This window comes from Alloactinosynnema sp. L-07 (assembly GCF_900070365.1).
Lineage (GTDB): Bacteria > Actinomycetota > Actinomycetes > Mycobacteriales > Pseudonocardiaceae > Actinokineospora.
Genome location: NZ_LN850107.1, coordinates 2,671,995 through 2,688,084, shown reverse-complemented (window position 1 = coordinate 2,688,084; position 16,090 = coordinate 2,671,995). Strand labels below are relative to the sequence as shown.

The window sequence follows — 16,090 nt, the reverse complement described above, 5'->3', positions numbered from 1 at the left end:
ATCCCGTAATTGTGGGATGCCGCCCGCGGACGGCGGCGCGCATACTCGGTCCATGTGGGAGGGACTGGCGCTCAGCGCCCAGCGTGACATCGCCGCGCTGGCCAAGGCGGGCCTCGGCGTCGCCGAGCTGCACGCGGCCGCGATCGAGCTGGTCGACCGGGTCGTGCCCACCGACCTGACCTGCTGGGCGTCGATGGACCCCGACACCGCCACCATCAGCTCGATGACCAGCGGCGCGGCCCGCATCCCGCAGCGGTACGAGCCACTGCTGGCCACCTACGAGTACGACGGCACCGAGCCACACACCTTCGCCGAACTGGCCCAGCGGCCGGTCCCGGTGGCCCGCCTGTCCGACCTGGAGCGCCGCGACATCGAACGCAGCGGCCGGGTCAACGAGGTGTGGCGACCGCTCGGCCTGGACTTCGAGCTGCGTGCGGTATTCCGGGCCGACGGCACCTGCTGGGGCGCCGCCGGGATGGTCCGCCGGGGCGAGTTCAGCGACCGCGAGGTCGAGTTCGTCACCTCCGTGGCCCCCGCCCTCGCCACCGCGACCCGCCTGGCGTCCCGGTCTCGCAGCGCACGCCCACGCGGCGCACCCGCGATCGTCGTCGTCACCCGGTCCGGGCAGCCCAGGGCGGCCACCGCCGCGGCGGAGGCGTGGCGAACGGAACTGGACGAGGTAGCCCCCGGCCGCTTCGGCGTGATGCTGCGCGCGGTGGTCGTCGGCGCCCGGTCCTCGGTGTCGGGCACATTCCGGGCCAGGGTCCGCGACGCCTACGGCGGCTGGATCCTGTTCCAGGCCGACCGGCTCATCGCTGGTGAGGACAGCGACGAGACGGTCGTGACCATCGAACGCGCGGCGGGCGTCGAACTACTGAGCCTGCTGTTCGCCGCGTACAGCCTGACCTCCCGCGAGCGGGAGGTGTGCCACGAGGTGATCGCCGGTCGGTCCACTTCGGACATCGCGCACCGCCTCGCGATCACCGCGCACACGGTGCAGGACCACCTGAAGTCGGTGTTCGGCAAGGTCGCCGTCCGCAGCCGCGGCGAACTGGTCGCGAAGCTCTGCCCGGAGGACTACGACGCCCGCCTGTAGCAACCGACGACCGAGGGCATACGCAACGCACCCAACAGGCACCCACAAGCCCAAGCAGGCCCACGGGTTTCTAGACACCGATCTTGTGCCATGGCCCCCAAATCGCGAAAGTCAGACCGCGGCTAGCCTGGATGTTGACGAAGAGGGTATGCCCGTCCGGACTGAAGGTCGACCCAGCGAACTCATCATTGAACCGAGGCGCTCCCGTGTTGCTCACCAAGCGATTCAGCGCGATGTCGAACAACTGCCCGCCGCGGGTGAGGCCACGGATGAAGTTGTCGTTGACGTTGTCCTCGCACAGCACCAGCGTTCCCCGCTTGCTGGTGGTCACGTTGTCCGGGAAGTCGAGCACGTCCGCGCCGGGCGACTGGAACAACAGCCGCAGCATCCTCGAATGGGTGTGATACGCCCAGATCTGTCCGGTGCCGTTGCCGTAGCCGTCGGCGATCGGGCCGATCGACGTCTCCGCGGGCCCGCCGCCCTGGGTGGAGGTGAAGTACACGACCTCGTCGTCGTAGACCGATCCCTCCAGACGGGAGAAGTACGCCGCTCCCTGGGCCCAGCCTTGCCGGGCGACGTGGGTCAGGGCGGTGTTGTTGGAGGTCGGGGCCGGGACGCCGGGGGTGTACGGGAAGGTGGGGTCGGGGTCGTCGATGTCGACCCAGTCCACTTTGTACATCGCGTGTGGCTCCTGTGCCGCGGCCAGGTCGGCGTTGGGGGTTCCCTTGACCCGCAGCATCTGCAGGTGGCCGTCGTTGTCCAGCTTGCCGGTCCGAAGTGGATCCCGGCGCGGCTTGTAGCGGTAGAAGCCCGACGGGAAGCTGAAGTCGTCCTCCGTCAGGTACAGGTACCCACCCTTGGGGTCGTAGGCGACCGACTCGTGGGCGAAGCGGCCCGCCGCGGTGATCGGCTGCCGATCGGACGTGCCGTGCGACGGTACGTCGAAGACGAAGCCGTGACGCTGGGTCAGGGCGGTGTTCGGGCCGCCGGTGAAGTCGGGGCCGACGTCGGGGCCGTTGACGGTCTCCTCGCAGCTGATCCACGAATCCCACGGCATCTGGCCGCCGGAACAGTTCATCTGGGTGCCGTTGAGGCTGGTGTGCGACCGCACGACCTCGCCGAACCGGGTCACCTCGATGGTCGTGGTGCCGCCCTGGGCCATCGGGTCGTAGGCCTTGGTCCGGTCGCCGAACGCTGGGCCGGCGTTGTTGATCTCGTGGTTGCGGACCAGCAGGTAGTTGCCCCCGTGCCCGTGGAACGAGCCCATGCCGTCGTGCCTGCCGGGCAGTCGGGTGCCGTCGTCGAGGATCACCGCGGACTCGGTGTCGTGGAACGAGCGGTACTGGAAGCCCTGCGGCAGCCACAGCCGCACGATGCCGTCCCGCAGGTCCGGGATGGGGCCGAGTTCGTGCGCGGCGGCGGGGGTGGCCGCGGCCCTGGTCACGAAACCGGCGAAGGGGCCGCCGAACAGTGCGCCTGCGACGGCCCCGCGCAGAACAGAACGTCGATCCATTTCCACCATCGACCGATCGTGCGCCTCGCGCCGCCGGTCGGCAACCGGTCGTTCGCCCCCAGTTCGTACTCGTGAGGATCAGTCAAGTTAGGCCATTCGGTGGGTAACTGTCCGGCTTCGCCCAGCGATGCAGGGACCTGGAGTCGTCCACCGAGGGAGCGCCATGATCGTGCGGGTCCTGCCACGTCGTAGATCGTCAGCGGTGAGTGCCAAACGCGGTGCCGGGATCATGGCGATCATCTTCGCCATGCTCGCTGGTGGACTGTCCCCGGTGGGACTCCCCGGGACGGCGGCGGACAGCGGCACCAGCACGCTGGGTGTCGACGTTCCCGAGTATCCAGAGGGCAAGCAGTTCAACCCGAACCAGCTCAAGGACGTCAAGGCGGGCGACCCCGGCGCGGGGATCAACCTGATCGACGCGCCCACCGCGAACAACCAGGGCCAGGCCAGGCTCGGCTACCCGATCGAGTTGCCGAAGGGCCGCGCGGGCATGCAGCCCGCCCTGGCACTGTCCTACAACTCCGGTGGCGCCAACGGCTGGACCGGCACCGGTTGGGACCTTTCCACCCCCGCGATCACTTTGGACACCCGTTGGGGCGTCCCGCGCTACCACGGCGGCCTTGAGACCGAGACCTACCTGCTCAACGGCGAGCAGCTGACCCCGGTCGCCCACCGCGGCGAACTCCAGGCGCGCACCGCGGAGAAGGTGTTCCACACCAGGGTCGAGGGCAAGTTCGACCGGATCGTCCGGCACGGCAGCGGCCCGGCGAACTACTGGTGGGAGATCACCGAGAAGAACGGCACCCGCCACCTCTACGGCGGCACCGGGGCACCGTCGGCGCAGGCCACGCTGGCCGACGGGGCGGGCAACATCGCCACGTGGGCGCTGGTCGAGAGCCGCGACACCAATGACAACTTCGTCCGGTACGAGCACGCGAAGGTCGCCGACGGCGGCGTGGCGAACTCGACGGTCGCAGGCTCGAACCTGTACCCGAGCCGCGTCACCTACACCGGCCACGGCTCGACCGACGGCCGCTACTCGGTGACCTTCCAGCGCGACCGCGACCGCGGCGAGGCCCGGCGGGCCGACGTCGGCATCGACGCGCGCGGCGGGTTCAAGAAGGTGACCGCCGACCTGCTGCGCCGGGTCGAGGTCAAGTTCGACGACCAGCAGATCCGCGCCTACGAGCTCAACTACCGCACCGGCGCGTTCGCCAAGACCCTGCTGGAGTCCGTCTCGCAGTTCGGCGAGGACAACGCCCGGTTCACCACCCACACGTTCGACTACTTCGACGACATCCGCGACCAGTCCGGCGCGTACAACGCGTTCACCAACTCCACCGGCTGGAACATGCCCAACGACGGCCTCGGCGTCGGCCTGCGCGGCTTCGGCGACGCCAGCGCGCTGTCGTCCAACACCTCGAAGGGCGCCGGCGGCCACCTCTACGTCGGCTACAACCCGACCGCCCCGCGCAAGTCGAACTCGGCGGGCGTGAAGGTCGGCTACAACGCGGGCTCGTCCGACGGCCTGCTCGCCCTGGCCGACGTCAACGGCGACAACCTGCCCGACAAGGTGTTCCGCTCCGGCGGCGGCATCTTCTACCGGCCCAACCAGTCCGGCCCGACCGGCCAGACCCGCTTCGGCGACACCCCGATCCGGCTGACCAACCTGCCGTCGATCTCCCGTGAGCGCACCCGCTCGGCCACCGTCGGCATCGAGTCCTACTTCGGCGTCGCGGCCCAGCTGGACTACGTCTCGACCACGACCAACTCCGACCGCTACTTCGCCGACGTCAACGGCGACGGCATCACCGACCTGGTCAACAACGGCGGCGTGCTGTTCGGCCACCTCGACGCCAACGGCCAACCCGCCTACAGCGCCAACAGCCACGACACCCCGGTCCCGGTCGGCACCGGCGCGGTGTTGGGCACCATCGTCGGCGACCAGACCGCCGAGTTCGAGCGCCAGGTCGACCAGTTCCCGCTGATGGACAGCGTCCGCCGCTGGGTGGCCCCCTACGCGGGCACCGTGCGGGTCGACGGCCGGGTCCGGCTGGTCCAGGACACCGGCGACGAGCGCGCCGCCTACCGGGCCGCCGACGGCGTGCGCACCACGATCCAGCACAACGGCACCGAGCTGTGGGCCCAGCGCATCGGGCCCGACGACTACATCGAGTTCCAGCCGAGCGGCGTCGAGTCGATCCAGGTCCAGCGCGGCGACGCGATCTACTTCCGCGTCCAGTCGGTGCTCGACGGCCTGTATGACCAGGTCAACTGGGACCCGGACGTCACCTACGTCGGCCAGGCCGCGTCCACCGACGTCAACGGCCTTGCCAACCACCGCTACCTGGCCTCGCGCGACTTCACCCTGGCGGGCCGCCCGTCCGTGGTCACCGCGCCGCTGACCGGCACGCTGCACCTGTCCGGCGACGTGACCAAGTCCGGTTCGACCACCGATGACGTCACCGTGGTGATCAGCCGCAACGGCACCGACGTGCTGACCCGCTCGCTGCCCGGCGGCTCGGGCGGCACGGCCTCGGTCGACCTGGACATCCCGGTCACCGCGCAGGACACCCTGTCGTGGCGGCTCAAGGTCGACTCGCCGATCGACGCGGGTGCCCTGAGTTGGGTGCCGCGCGCGCACTACACCGCCGCCCAGGGTGTCGACGCGGTCGTCGACGAGAACGGCAACCCGACGCTGACCATCACCCCGCCGTACGACCTCGACGTCTACCCGGCGACCACGCTGACCGCGCCGCAGGGCTTCCATACCGCCGCCGCGACCGGTGACCTCAGTGTCCAGCCGAGCATCGCGTTCAACTTCGCCGGACAGCCGACCGACGCGAAGGTCGTGTTCACGGTCAAGAAGCGCGGCGCGCTGCTGGCCAAGCGGGTCATCGACATCGTCGACGGCGTCGTCCCGGCCATCGCGCCGCTGACGGTGCCGGTGACCGAGGGCGACGAGCTGTTCTTCGACTACTCCACCTTGGACACCACGCTGCTGTCCAAGCTGACCTCGCAGTCCGTCGAGGTCAACGGCGCCGCGGTGCCCAGCGCGCTGCACGCCTCGGTCGAGCAGGGTGCCTTCGCGCAGCCGTACCGCGGCTGGGCGGCCATCGGCTACCAGGGCAACCGCACCCGCGCCACCAGCCCGATCGCCCAGTCCGACCTGGTCATCGACGAGAACTACCGCGACTCGCTGCCGGGCGGCCCGACCGAGGGCGACGTCCCCGGCTTCACCGCCGACCCCAAGGCCAAGACGCCGAAGATCGTCGTGTTCGCGCCGCTGCCCGCGCTGGGCCGCTGGGCGGGCGCCGACGACAACACCTGGGTCTCGGCGGCGGGCGCGTCCAGTTCCAGGCTGGGATCCGACGTCATCGACGTCGTCACCGACGCCGACTTCGCAGGCGCGACCGGTGTGGCCCGCCGCGGCCGCACCCAGCAGATCTCGACCACGTTAGGCGCGGGCATCGGCGGCATCGGCGTGGGCGGCAGTGTGGCCAAGGGCCGCAGCACCGGGCAGGTCGACTTCCTCGACCTCAACGGCGACCGGTTCCCCGACGTCGTCGGCTCGGGCGGGGTCCAGTACTCCGACATGGTCGGCGGCCTGGGCAGCACCCGCGGCAGCGTCGGCGGCAACGTGCGCGAGTCCGAGTCGCTGGCCTACAGCGTCTCGGCCAACGCGGGCAGCCCGGCGCGCACCAGCTCCACCGCGCGCGGCCAGGACATCCCCTCCGGCGGCACCAACGCCAACTCGGCTAAGGCGGGCACCGAGATGCCCACCCTCGGCGTCGGCGGCAACCTCGGCGGCGGCGAGTCCGACTCGGCGCACGACCTGATCGACATCAACGGCGACGGCCTGCCCGACAAGCTCTACGAGAACGGCGACGCCGCGCTCAACCTGGGCTACACCTTCGCCGGGCGCGAACCGTGGCCGGGCGGCCCGCTCAACGAGGGCGAGACCAAGAACGCGGGCGTCAACCTCGGCTTCAACACCGACTACTACGGCTTCGCGGGTGGTGTCTCCGCCGGTGTCGGCACGTCCAAGACCGACGCCACGCTGATGGACATGAACGGCGACGGTCTCATGGACCGCGTCTTCTCCGACGGCGGAAACGCCCTGTCGGTCGCCATCAACACCGGCAACGGCTTCGCCGCGCGCACGCCGTTCCGGGGCAGCCTGGCCGGGGTGAACGCCGACGCCAACGCCTCCCTCGGCGGCGGCGTGTACTTCACCTTCGGCTTCTGCTTCTTCTTCGGCTGCATCGTGTTCAACCCGGGTGCCGACGTCACCACCGGCATCGGCCGCACCGAGGTCGCCCTGCGCGACGTCAACGGTGACGGCTACGTCGACCACGTCAAGTCCACCAAGGACAACGAGCTGGTCGTCGCGGAGAACAAGACCGGACGCACCAACCTGCTCAAGTCGGTGGCCCGCCCGCTCGGCGCGCACATCGACCTCGACTACACCCGCGACGGCAACACCTACGACTCGCCCGACTCGCGCTGGGTGTTGTCGCGCTCGACGCTGTTCGACGGCCACACGGGCGACGGCCAGGACCGCCAGGTCTCGACCTTCCGCTACGAGGCGGGCAAGTACGACCGGCTGGAGCGCGAGTTCCTCGGCTTCGGCAAGGTCGTCACCGAGCAGCGGAACCCGGGCGCGGCCGACGCGGTCTACCGCACGGCGACCGACGAATACCGCACCGACGGCGTCTACACGCGCGGGCTGCTGAGCCGCTCGGTCACCGCAGACGCGGCCGGGAACAAGTTCCTGGAGACGGTCAACACCCACCAGCTGCGTGACATCGCCACGGGCGCGCCCGCCAACGGCGCCAGCGCGACCGCGACGGTGTTCCCGCTGCTGGCCCGCACGGACCGGTACTTCTACGAAGGCCAGGCCACCGCGGGCAAGACCTCGTACGTCGAGAACGAGTACGACGAGTTCGGCAACGTCACCCGCACCTTCGACGCGGGCGACACCGGCACGGCCGACGACGTGGAGACCAGGGTCCGCTACAGCGGTGCCAACGCCACCTGTCTCGCCCGGCACATCGTGGGCCTGCCGGTCTTCAGCGAGGTCCGCGGGTCGGGCACGCAGCTGCGCCGCAGCGAGGCCGACGTCGACTGCGCCACGGCCAACACCGGACAGGTGCGCGAGTACCTGGCCGACGGCGCCGCCGCGGTGACCGACATGGCGTTCTTCGCCAACGGCAACCTCAGGTCGGTCACCGAGCCCGCCAACAAGAACGGGCAGCGGTTCAAGGTCGACTACGAGTACGACACCGCCGTCGGCGTGCACGTCGAGTCGGTGACCGACAGCTTCGGCTACCGGTCGACCACGACGCACAACATCAAGTACGGCCTGCCCACCTCCGACACGGACTTCAACGCCAAGCAGGTCCGTACGGTGTACGACTCGGTGGGCCGGGTCGACAGCATCACCGGGCCGTACGAGCTGCCCGAGAACCGGATCACCATCGACTTCGAGTACCACCCAGAAGCCGTGGTCCCGTACGCCGTGACCCGCAACGTCGACCGCTCCGCGGCGGGCGTCCGCGAGGACACGATCGACACGGTCCTGTTCATCGACGGTCTGAAGCGCACGCTGCAGACCAAGAAGGACGCCAGCGTCGTCACCGCGCCCGGGGCGGACCCGCGGCAGGTGATGACGGTGTCCGGCCGCAGCGTGTACGACTTCGTCGGCCGCGGCGTCGAGCACTTCTACCCGGTCACCGAGCCCAAGGGTGGCAACACCTCGTTCAACGGCGCCTTCGACAGCGTCCAGCCGACCCGGCAGACCTTCGACATCCTCGACCGCGTCACCCGCACGGTGATCCCGGACGACACGTCGTCGGCCAACGCCTACGGCTTCGGCCAGGACCGCTCCGGCACCACCCGGTTCGAGGCGGTCGCCACCGACGGCAACGGCAAGCAGCGGCGCACCTACACCGACACCCGCGGGCTGACCACCTCGGTCAAGGAGTTCAACCAGGCCGCCGGTCAGCCGGTGATCTGGACGAGCTACGCCTACGACCCGCTGCGCCAGATCACCACCGTGGTGGACGACCGAAACAACACCACGTCCGCCGCGTACGACAACCTCGGCCGTCGCACCATTGTGGACAGTCCGGACGCGGGCCGCACCGAGACCCGCTACGACCTGGCGGGCAACGCCACCGCCAAGATCACCGCGAAGCTGCGGGCGGGCAACAAGGCCGTCGAGTACGACTACGACTTCAACCGCGTCTCCGGCATCCGCTACCCGACGTTCACCGGCAACAACGTCACCTACACCTACGGCGCCCCCGGCGCGGCGGACAACACCGCCAACCGGGTCGCCTCGGTGCGCGACGCGGCGGGCACGGTCAGCCGGGCGTACGGCCCACTCGGCGAGCTGGTCCGGGAGAGCCGCACGGTCACCGCGATCAACGGTCCCGCGCGCAGCTACACCACGTCCTACCAGTACGACTCGTTCAACCGGGTGCTCCAGCTGACCTTCCCGGACAGCGAGGTGCTCACCTACGAGTACGACTCGGGCGGCCAGGTCAGCCGGGCCACCGGCCACAAGGGCACGTTCGACTACACGTACCTGAACCGGCTCGACTACGACAAGTTCGGCCAGCGCGCGCTGATGGAGACCGGGACCGGGGTGCGCACCAGCTACACCTACGACCCGGCCGACCGCCAGCTCGCCACCCTCAAGGCGCGGCTGCCCGACGGCCACGAGTTCCAGAACATCACCTACACCTACGACAACGTCGGCAACGTCCGGCAGGTCCGCAACAACGTCGCGCTGCCGCACGGCAAGCCCATCGGCGGGCCGAGCGTGCAGACCTTCAACTACGACGACCTGTACCAGGTCACGTCGGCGTCGGGGGAGTACCGCAACAAGGACAACAAGCTCGACCGCCAGTCCCTGACCCTGCGGTACGACTCGCTGCACAACACCACGCACAAGGACCAGAAGCACGAGATCGTCGTCAACGCGCAGACCACCGCGCCGCAGACAGCGAGCTCGAACACGGTCCTGACCGACCCGGCCGCGGGGACCGACCCGACGCTGGCCCCGGTCGGGCCGATCGAGGAGCCTGCCGAGCCTGCTGAAGAGCCGCTGCAGGAGACGCTGGAGCCGGGTGCCACCACCGGCAAGGCGCAGGTGCAGAAGAAGACCACCTACACCTACGACTACGCCTACAACAGCGCCAAGCCGCACGCGGCGAGCAAGGTCGGCCCGGTCAACCAGGTGTTCGACCAGAACGGCAACCTGATCGACACGGTCAACACCGAGCCGCCCGCGCCCGGCAAGCGCAGGCAGCTGGTGTGGGACGAGGAGAACCGCCTCGCCTGCAACCAGGACCACGCCCGCAACACCACGGTCCTTCAAGATCCGAGCGCGTGCGTCAGTCCCCAGCAACCCGCCACGGTGCGCTACGTCTACGACGACGAGGGCAACCGGGTGGTCAAGGACGCCGGTCCCAAGCACATCTACCCGAACCAGAACTTCAGCGAGCGCAACGGGACCGGGTTCAAGCACGTGTGGGTGGGTGACACCCGGATCGCCACCAAGACGGTCAAACCGGACAACACCTACGAGAACCACCACTTCTTCTTCCACGCCGACCACCTGGGCTCGTCGTCCTACGTCACCGACGAGCACGCCAACCTGACCGAGCACCTGGAGTACTTCGCCTTCGGCGAGAACTGGGTCAACGAGCACCCCGCTCAGCCCACCCCGGTGCCGTATCAGTTCGGCGGCAAGGAACTCGACGAGGAGACCGGCCTCTACTACCACGGCGCGCGGTACTACAACCCGAAGACAACGCAGTGGCAGAGCCCGGACCCGGCCCTGGACAGCTATCTCGACGGGGAGCCGAACAACGGCGTGCTCCAGCCGTTCAATCTCTCGTCCTACACCTTCGCCAACAACAACCCGGTCCGACTGACCGACCCCACCGGAGCCAGCACCTGGAACCGCGTGATGGGCGGCCTCAAGGCGGTCGGCGGTGTGCTGGAGATGGCGGCGGGCGCGGCGGGCGGCGCGGCGACCTCGTGGACGGGTGTCGGCGCGGTCGCGGGTGCGGTCGTGGTGGTCCACGGCGCGGACGTGACCAGTGCGGGACTGCGCCAGCTGTGGACCGGTGAGGAGACCAGCTCACTCACCAGCCAGGGCCTGCAGGCGGCGGGCATGAGCCGCAGGAACGCCGAAATTGTCGATACCACCATCACGGTCGTCGGGTCGCTGGGCACGACGGCCCTGGCACAGGCACCCAGAGTGGCGGCTCAAGCCACGGGCGCGGCGGTGAGACACTCGTCGGCCGCGCTCGGCGCCAACCTGGTCCGCGCGGGCACCGCCCAACCGGCCCAGACCGCGGCCCACCACATCGTGGCGGGCGGTGCGGGCGCCGCCGCACCCGCGCGAGCGGTTCTGCAGCGCTTCGGTGTGCACATCGATGAAGCGGTCAATGGCGTGTTCCTGCCGCGGAACGTGAATTCACTCAACCCGACTGGCGCGGCTGTCCACTCCAAGGTGCACACCGACCGGTACTACGCTGCTGTCAACCAGCTGCTCGGGCGAGCGACCAACCGACAGCAAGTGGTCCAGTCGCTGGCCTACATTCGACAGCGGCTGCTGTCGGGCGGATTCCCGTGATCCGGAGGAAGCATTGAGGCTCTATGAGCCGCAGGTCCGTCCAGGCTTCGAGTGGGTGCTCCCGGTGCACGACACCGACAACGAGTACCTCTGGAGCCTGGACGGCACCCCGCGGCAGGCGGCCTGGCGACCGGTCCCGGTCGCCAGGCTCGCGGTCGAGGACACCGGCGAACCGCGCGCGGAGGCGGACCTGCCGTGGCTGGGCGGCCACGTGTTGGTCTTGCGCCCGCGCGCGGTCGCGGCGTTGCGCCCCCTGCTGGAGGCATGCGGCGAACTGCTGCCGCTGGCGTGTCCCGACGCCGATCTCTGGTTGTTCAACGCTCTGACAGTGACCGACGCACTTGACGAGTCGGCCTCGGAGATCGTGCGCTTCGACGACGGCGAGATCCTCGCCGTCGAGCGGTACGCCTTCCACCCGGAGCGGATCTCGGCACCGGTCTTCAAGGTGCCGCAACTGCTGCGTGGACCACTGTTCGTCACCGACGACTTCATCGATCTTGTCGCCGCCGCCGAGCTGACCGGATTCGGGTTTTCGCAGGTCTGGGCCGGTTCGCCTGCTATCGTGACGCCCCTGGAGGACTGAGGGGGACCAGTTGGTGAAGCGCGTCGCGGTGGTCTTGGCGTTGTTGGCGTCCGCACTGACCGGCGTGGCGCACGCCGACGCGGTTCCCAAGGTCGTCTACGTCGGCGACTCGGTCGCCGCGCAGAACGCGCCCGCACTGGCCGCGGCGCTCGGCCCGGTCGACCTCCACGACGCGACGCTCGGCGGCACCGGCATCTGCGACTACCTGGCGGGGGAGCCGACCTGGCTGCCGCAGTCAGCGAAGTTCGCCAACCTCATCCGCGACCAGCGACCCGATCTGGTGATCTTGCAGTTCTGGGGCAACGACTACTACTCGCCCTGCGTTTCCCCACTGCGGCGCGGCGAGCAGGCGTTCTACGACAAGTACCTCTGGAACGCGTTCTCCGCGCGCCGCGAGATCAACGAGGCGGCCGACTCGATCGGCCTGCCCCGGCCCAAGGTCCTGTGGGTCCTGCAGGCCCCGTTGCCCGACCCCCAGCGCGAGGTCCCGCGCAGGCTCAACGAGATCTACACCTACGCCGCCGACCTCGCGGGCGACCGGGTCACCGACGCGGGCGCGACCGCCAGCATGGCCGCCTACCCGTACGACAACATGACCCACGACCGCTACGAGTTCACCCGCTTCCTGCCCTGCACCGACAAGGAACGCGCGACCGGCACCTGCACCTTCCCCGGCGCGTTCGGCGGCGTGGCCCGCTTGCGCGCCGACAACGACGACATCCACTTCTGCCTCGACGGCACCGCGCCCGTGCGCGGCTGCCCGGTCGTGTCGCCGGGCGTCGACCGCTATGCCGACCGGATCGCCGCGGACGCGAAGGCATGGCTGGGATAGCTCGCTGGTCTGGCCGCTCGGCAAACGTCGGCGCCCACCCACCTCCCGCCGGTCCGGCGCGTCGGCTGGCCGGCATCTGGTAACGAGGTCGCCCGTTCGCCTGTTGACTCCCCACCGCCGCCTGCACTTGGTTGGTGAGCACACTTCGGACGGGGAGGCCGCGATGCCGCTGCACACCAAACTCGCCGCAGGAGCCGCCGCGGTGCTGATCGTCGTGCTGGGGCTTGCCGCCCCAGCACACGCCGCCGAGCCCATCCCGGCCGACTCCGCGCCATCCGGTTCGCCGTCACCAGGCTCGCTGCTGTCCGGATCCACGTCGGTGGACAGCGTCGAGCCCGGGTATCTCGGCGACGTCACGCTGATCACCGGCGACCGAGTCACCGTGCGCCGAGTCGGCGCGCGGCTGGTGCCCGCGGTCGATCCAGCCCCCGGGCGCGCGCACGTCCACTTCGCCGTCACCGGGGACGGCACGCGGCTGCACGTCGTCCCCGACGACGCCTGGCGCGACCTCAATACCGGCCGCCTCGACCTGCGCCTCTTCGACGTCGCAGGACTTCTCCGCGCGGGCTACGGCGACGACCGGTCGCCCGACCTGCCGTTGATCACCGAAGACCTCACCCCGACCCGACAGCCCAAGGACACCGCCGCCGAGGCATGGGCGATCCGACGCGCCACCGCCACCGGCAGGGTATGGCTTGACGGCATGCGCCACCCGAGCCTCGACGTCAGCGTCCCGCACATCGGTGCCCCGGCCGCGTGGGCGGCCGGATACACCGGTCGCGGTGTCACGGTCGCCGTGCTCGACACCGGCGTCGACTCGACCCACCCCGACCTGCGCGGCCGGGTCGCCGCCGAGAAGAACTTCACCAGCGACCGCACGGTGCGCGACGAAGACGGGCACGGTACGCACGTGGCCGCCACCATCGCCAGTCGCGGCACCTACCGTGGTGTCGCGCCCGACGCGCGGCTGCTCGTCGGCAAGGTGTGCGGCGGCGCGGGGTGCCCCGAGTCGGCGATCCTGGCCGGGATGCGGTGGGCCGTCGACTCCGGGGCCAAGGTCGTGAACCTGAGCCTCGGCGGCCCGGACGCCGCGGGGGAGGACCCCCTCGAAGCCGCGGTCAACCAGCTCAGCGACCGTGCCCTGTTCGTCGTCGCCGCGGGCAACGACGGCGGTTCCGGTGCCGAAACCGTCGCCTCACCCGCGTCCGCCGACGCCGCGCTCGCTGTCGGCGCCGTCGACAAGCACGATGCTCTCGCGGGCTTCTCGTCCCGCGGACCGCGCGTCCACGACGCCGCGCTCAAGCCGGACATCCTCGCCCCCGGCGTCGACATCACCGCCGCCCGCTCGCGCTACTCGTTCGGCAAGCCGCGCGAGAAGCACCGCGACCTCAGCGGCACGTCGATGGCCACCCCGCATGTCGCGGGCGCCGCGGCCGTTCTCGCCCAGGAGCATCCCGAGTGGACCGGCCGTCAGCTCAAAGCCGCCCTGATGGCTTCCGCCAAGCCCATCGACGCGGGCAGCTATGACCAAGGTGCGGGCCGCGTCGACCTCGCCCGCGGTGTCACCCAGTCCGTCTACGCCTCACCTCCGAGTGTCTCGATGGGCCGCCAGTCGTGGCCGCACGACGACGATCCCCTTGTCACCAAGTCGTTCTCCTACACCAACACCAGCACCCGGCCCGTCGAACTTCGGCTGACCCTGACCACGGACGCGCCCGCGGCCACCTTCCGCCTCTCGGCCGACCGCGTCACCGTTCCGGCAAACGGCACCGCGTCAGTCGAGATCACCGCCGACACCACGGTCGACGCGCCGGAAGGCCCACTCAGCGCCCGGATCGACGCCGAGGCAAGAACCCAGCGCGTCACCGTCCCGGTCGCCATCGACCGCGAGCCCGAGAGCTACGACCTCACCTTCCGCACCGTCGACCGCGAAGGCAACCTGTCCGACTACAACTACTCCTTCCTCCTCGGCGTGGATCCGTCGCGCTACCGTCCCGTCCCGACCATCGGTGGTGTCGGCGTCGTGCGCGTCCGCAAGGGCCGATACCACCTGGACTCGGTGATCAACACCCGCCGCGCCGATGGCGTGACCGCCGACTCCCACAAGGTCGTGATCCCGACAGTAGAGGTGACCACCGACAAAACCGTGACGCTCGATGCCCATACGGCACAACCGATCTCGGTCACCTTCGACCGGCTTGGCGTACGCCCCAAGGCCGTGGGCGCCGGGTACAGCCGGATAGGTGAGGACCGCGCGGTTTTCACCGGCGTGTTGGGTGACACGTTCGAGCGAATCTTCATCGGACAGCTGGGCGATCCCTTGCCCGACACCCACTTCGTCGCCGACATCGGCGGCGCGTGGGCGATCCCGGACCGCGACGGTGACGTCACCGCCACCCCGGTCGCCTATCACCTGCAATGGTTCGACTATGGACACCTGCCCAACGGGTTCACCAGACACGTGGTCGATCAGGACCTCGCGCGGGTGCGCACGACCTACCGAGACCAGTCCGACCGGCGTGGTGCCACGAAGGTGTGGATCGCCAAGGAACCCCGCTTCGGCACCTCGGTCGGCTACGGGCTGCCGCTGTCGCTGCCGCAGGTCCGTACCGAGTTCCACAACGTCGACGACCTGACCTGGTACGCCGAGCTGGCACAGTGGCGCAAGGTCAAGAACTCGCTGCGCACGGAAACCGTTGTGACCAGCGGCGAACTGGCCCACCCGCCCGGCGCGTCAACCGACGACCAATGGAACTCCGCGGTCTTCGGCCCCGGCTTCCGCCCCGGCGACTGGGCGTTCCGCTCCCACGACTCGCTCACGCTATCGCTGCCGATGTACGCCGACGCGGGCCTCGGCCGAACCGGTACCTCCATAGTGGATGGTGGTTCGACCGCGCTGTATCGCGAAGGCGTCGAGGTCGGCCGGTCGGAGAGTCCCGGCCAGGGCTCGTTCGACGTGCCCGCGGAGTCCGCCGCCTACCGCCTGGAGACGACCGCGGCCCGCAGCGGTGTGTCGCGCTACTCCACGTCGATCACCTGCGTCTGGACGTTCACCTCCGTGCGCCCGCCGGATGACCGGAAGGGAAAGGGCGGCGTGCCCCTGCCGCTGATGGTCGTCCGCTTCGCGCCGGAGGGGCTCGACCCGCACAACCGCGTGACGGCCGACCGTGTCCGGGTGCCGGTCACCATCCAGTGGAACCCGGGGACCGAGCAGACCCTCGCCGCGCTGGCCGTCGAGGCGTCCTTCGACGACGGCCGCACGTGGCGACCGGTGCCCGTCGCCGACGGTGTCGCCACAATCGATCACCCGCGATCCGCCCGTTTCGTCTCATTGCGCGCCCGTGCGACCGACAGCGCGGGCAACACCGTCGAACAGACCACGATCCGCGCCTACGGCTCACGCTAACCACAGC

At 69.8% G+C, this 16,090-nt stretch carries 6 protein-coding genes; 5 read left to right on the top strand and 1 reads right to left on the bottom strand.

Features of this window, described 5'->3' with window-relative positions; all coding sequences use genetic code 11:
* Positions 1-52: 52 nt before the first annotated feature.
* Positions 53-1,096 (top strand): helix-turn-helix transcriptional regulator, encoded by a 1,044-nt coding sequence (locus tag BN1701_RS11920; RefSeq protein ID WP_054048309.1) that lies wholly within the window; start codon positions 53-55, stop codon positions 1,094-1,096.
* 70 nt (positions 1,097-1,166) lie between these two features.
* Here BN1701_RS11920 and BN1701_RS11915 read toward each other — a convergent pair whose 3' ends face one another.
* Positions 1,167-2,609 (bottom strand): PhoX family phosphatase, encoded by a 1,443-nt coding sequence (locus tag BN1701_RS11915; protein WP_054048307.1) that lies wholly within the window; start codon positions 2,607-2,609, stop codon positions 1,167-1,169.
* Between the two features lie 202 nt (positions 2,610-2,811).
* Between BN1701_RS11915 and BN1701_RS37980 the strand changes: the two genes are divergently transcribed.
* The 4 genes from BN1701_RS37980 (at position 2,812) to BN1701_RS11895 (ending at position 16,083) form a co-directional block, all read left to right on the top strand.
* Complete coding sequence (locus BN1701_RS37980) at positions 2,812-11,262, top strand: SpvB/TcaC N-terminal domain-containing protein (protein WP_157367925.1); 8,451 nt, start codon at positions 2,812-2,814, stop codon at positions 11,260-11,262.
* A gap of 13 nt (positions 11,263-11,275) precedes the next feature.
* The gene (locus tag BN1701_RS11905) at positions 11,276-11,845 is read left to right on the top strand and encodes an imm11 family protein (RefSeq protein ID WP_067520664.1); all 570 of its coding nucleotides are present in this window, start codon (positions 11,276-11,278) and stop codon (positions 11,843-11,845) included.
* Between the two features lie 13 nt (positions 11,846-11,858).
* On the top strand, positions 11,859-12,677 hold the full coding sequence (locus tag BN1701_RS11900; protein ID WP_054048302.1) for a hypothetical protein: 819 nt from the start codon (positions 11,859-11,861) through the stop codon (positions 12,675-12,677).
* 163 nt (positions 12,678-12,840) lie between these two features.
* A complete protein-coding gene (locus BN1701_RS11895) occupies positions 12,841-16,083 on the top strand; it encodes a S8 family serine peptidase (protein ID WP_054048300.1) in 3,243 nt (1,080 codons plus the stop codon).
* The last annotated feature ends 7 nt before the right edge of the window (positions 16,084-16,090 follow it).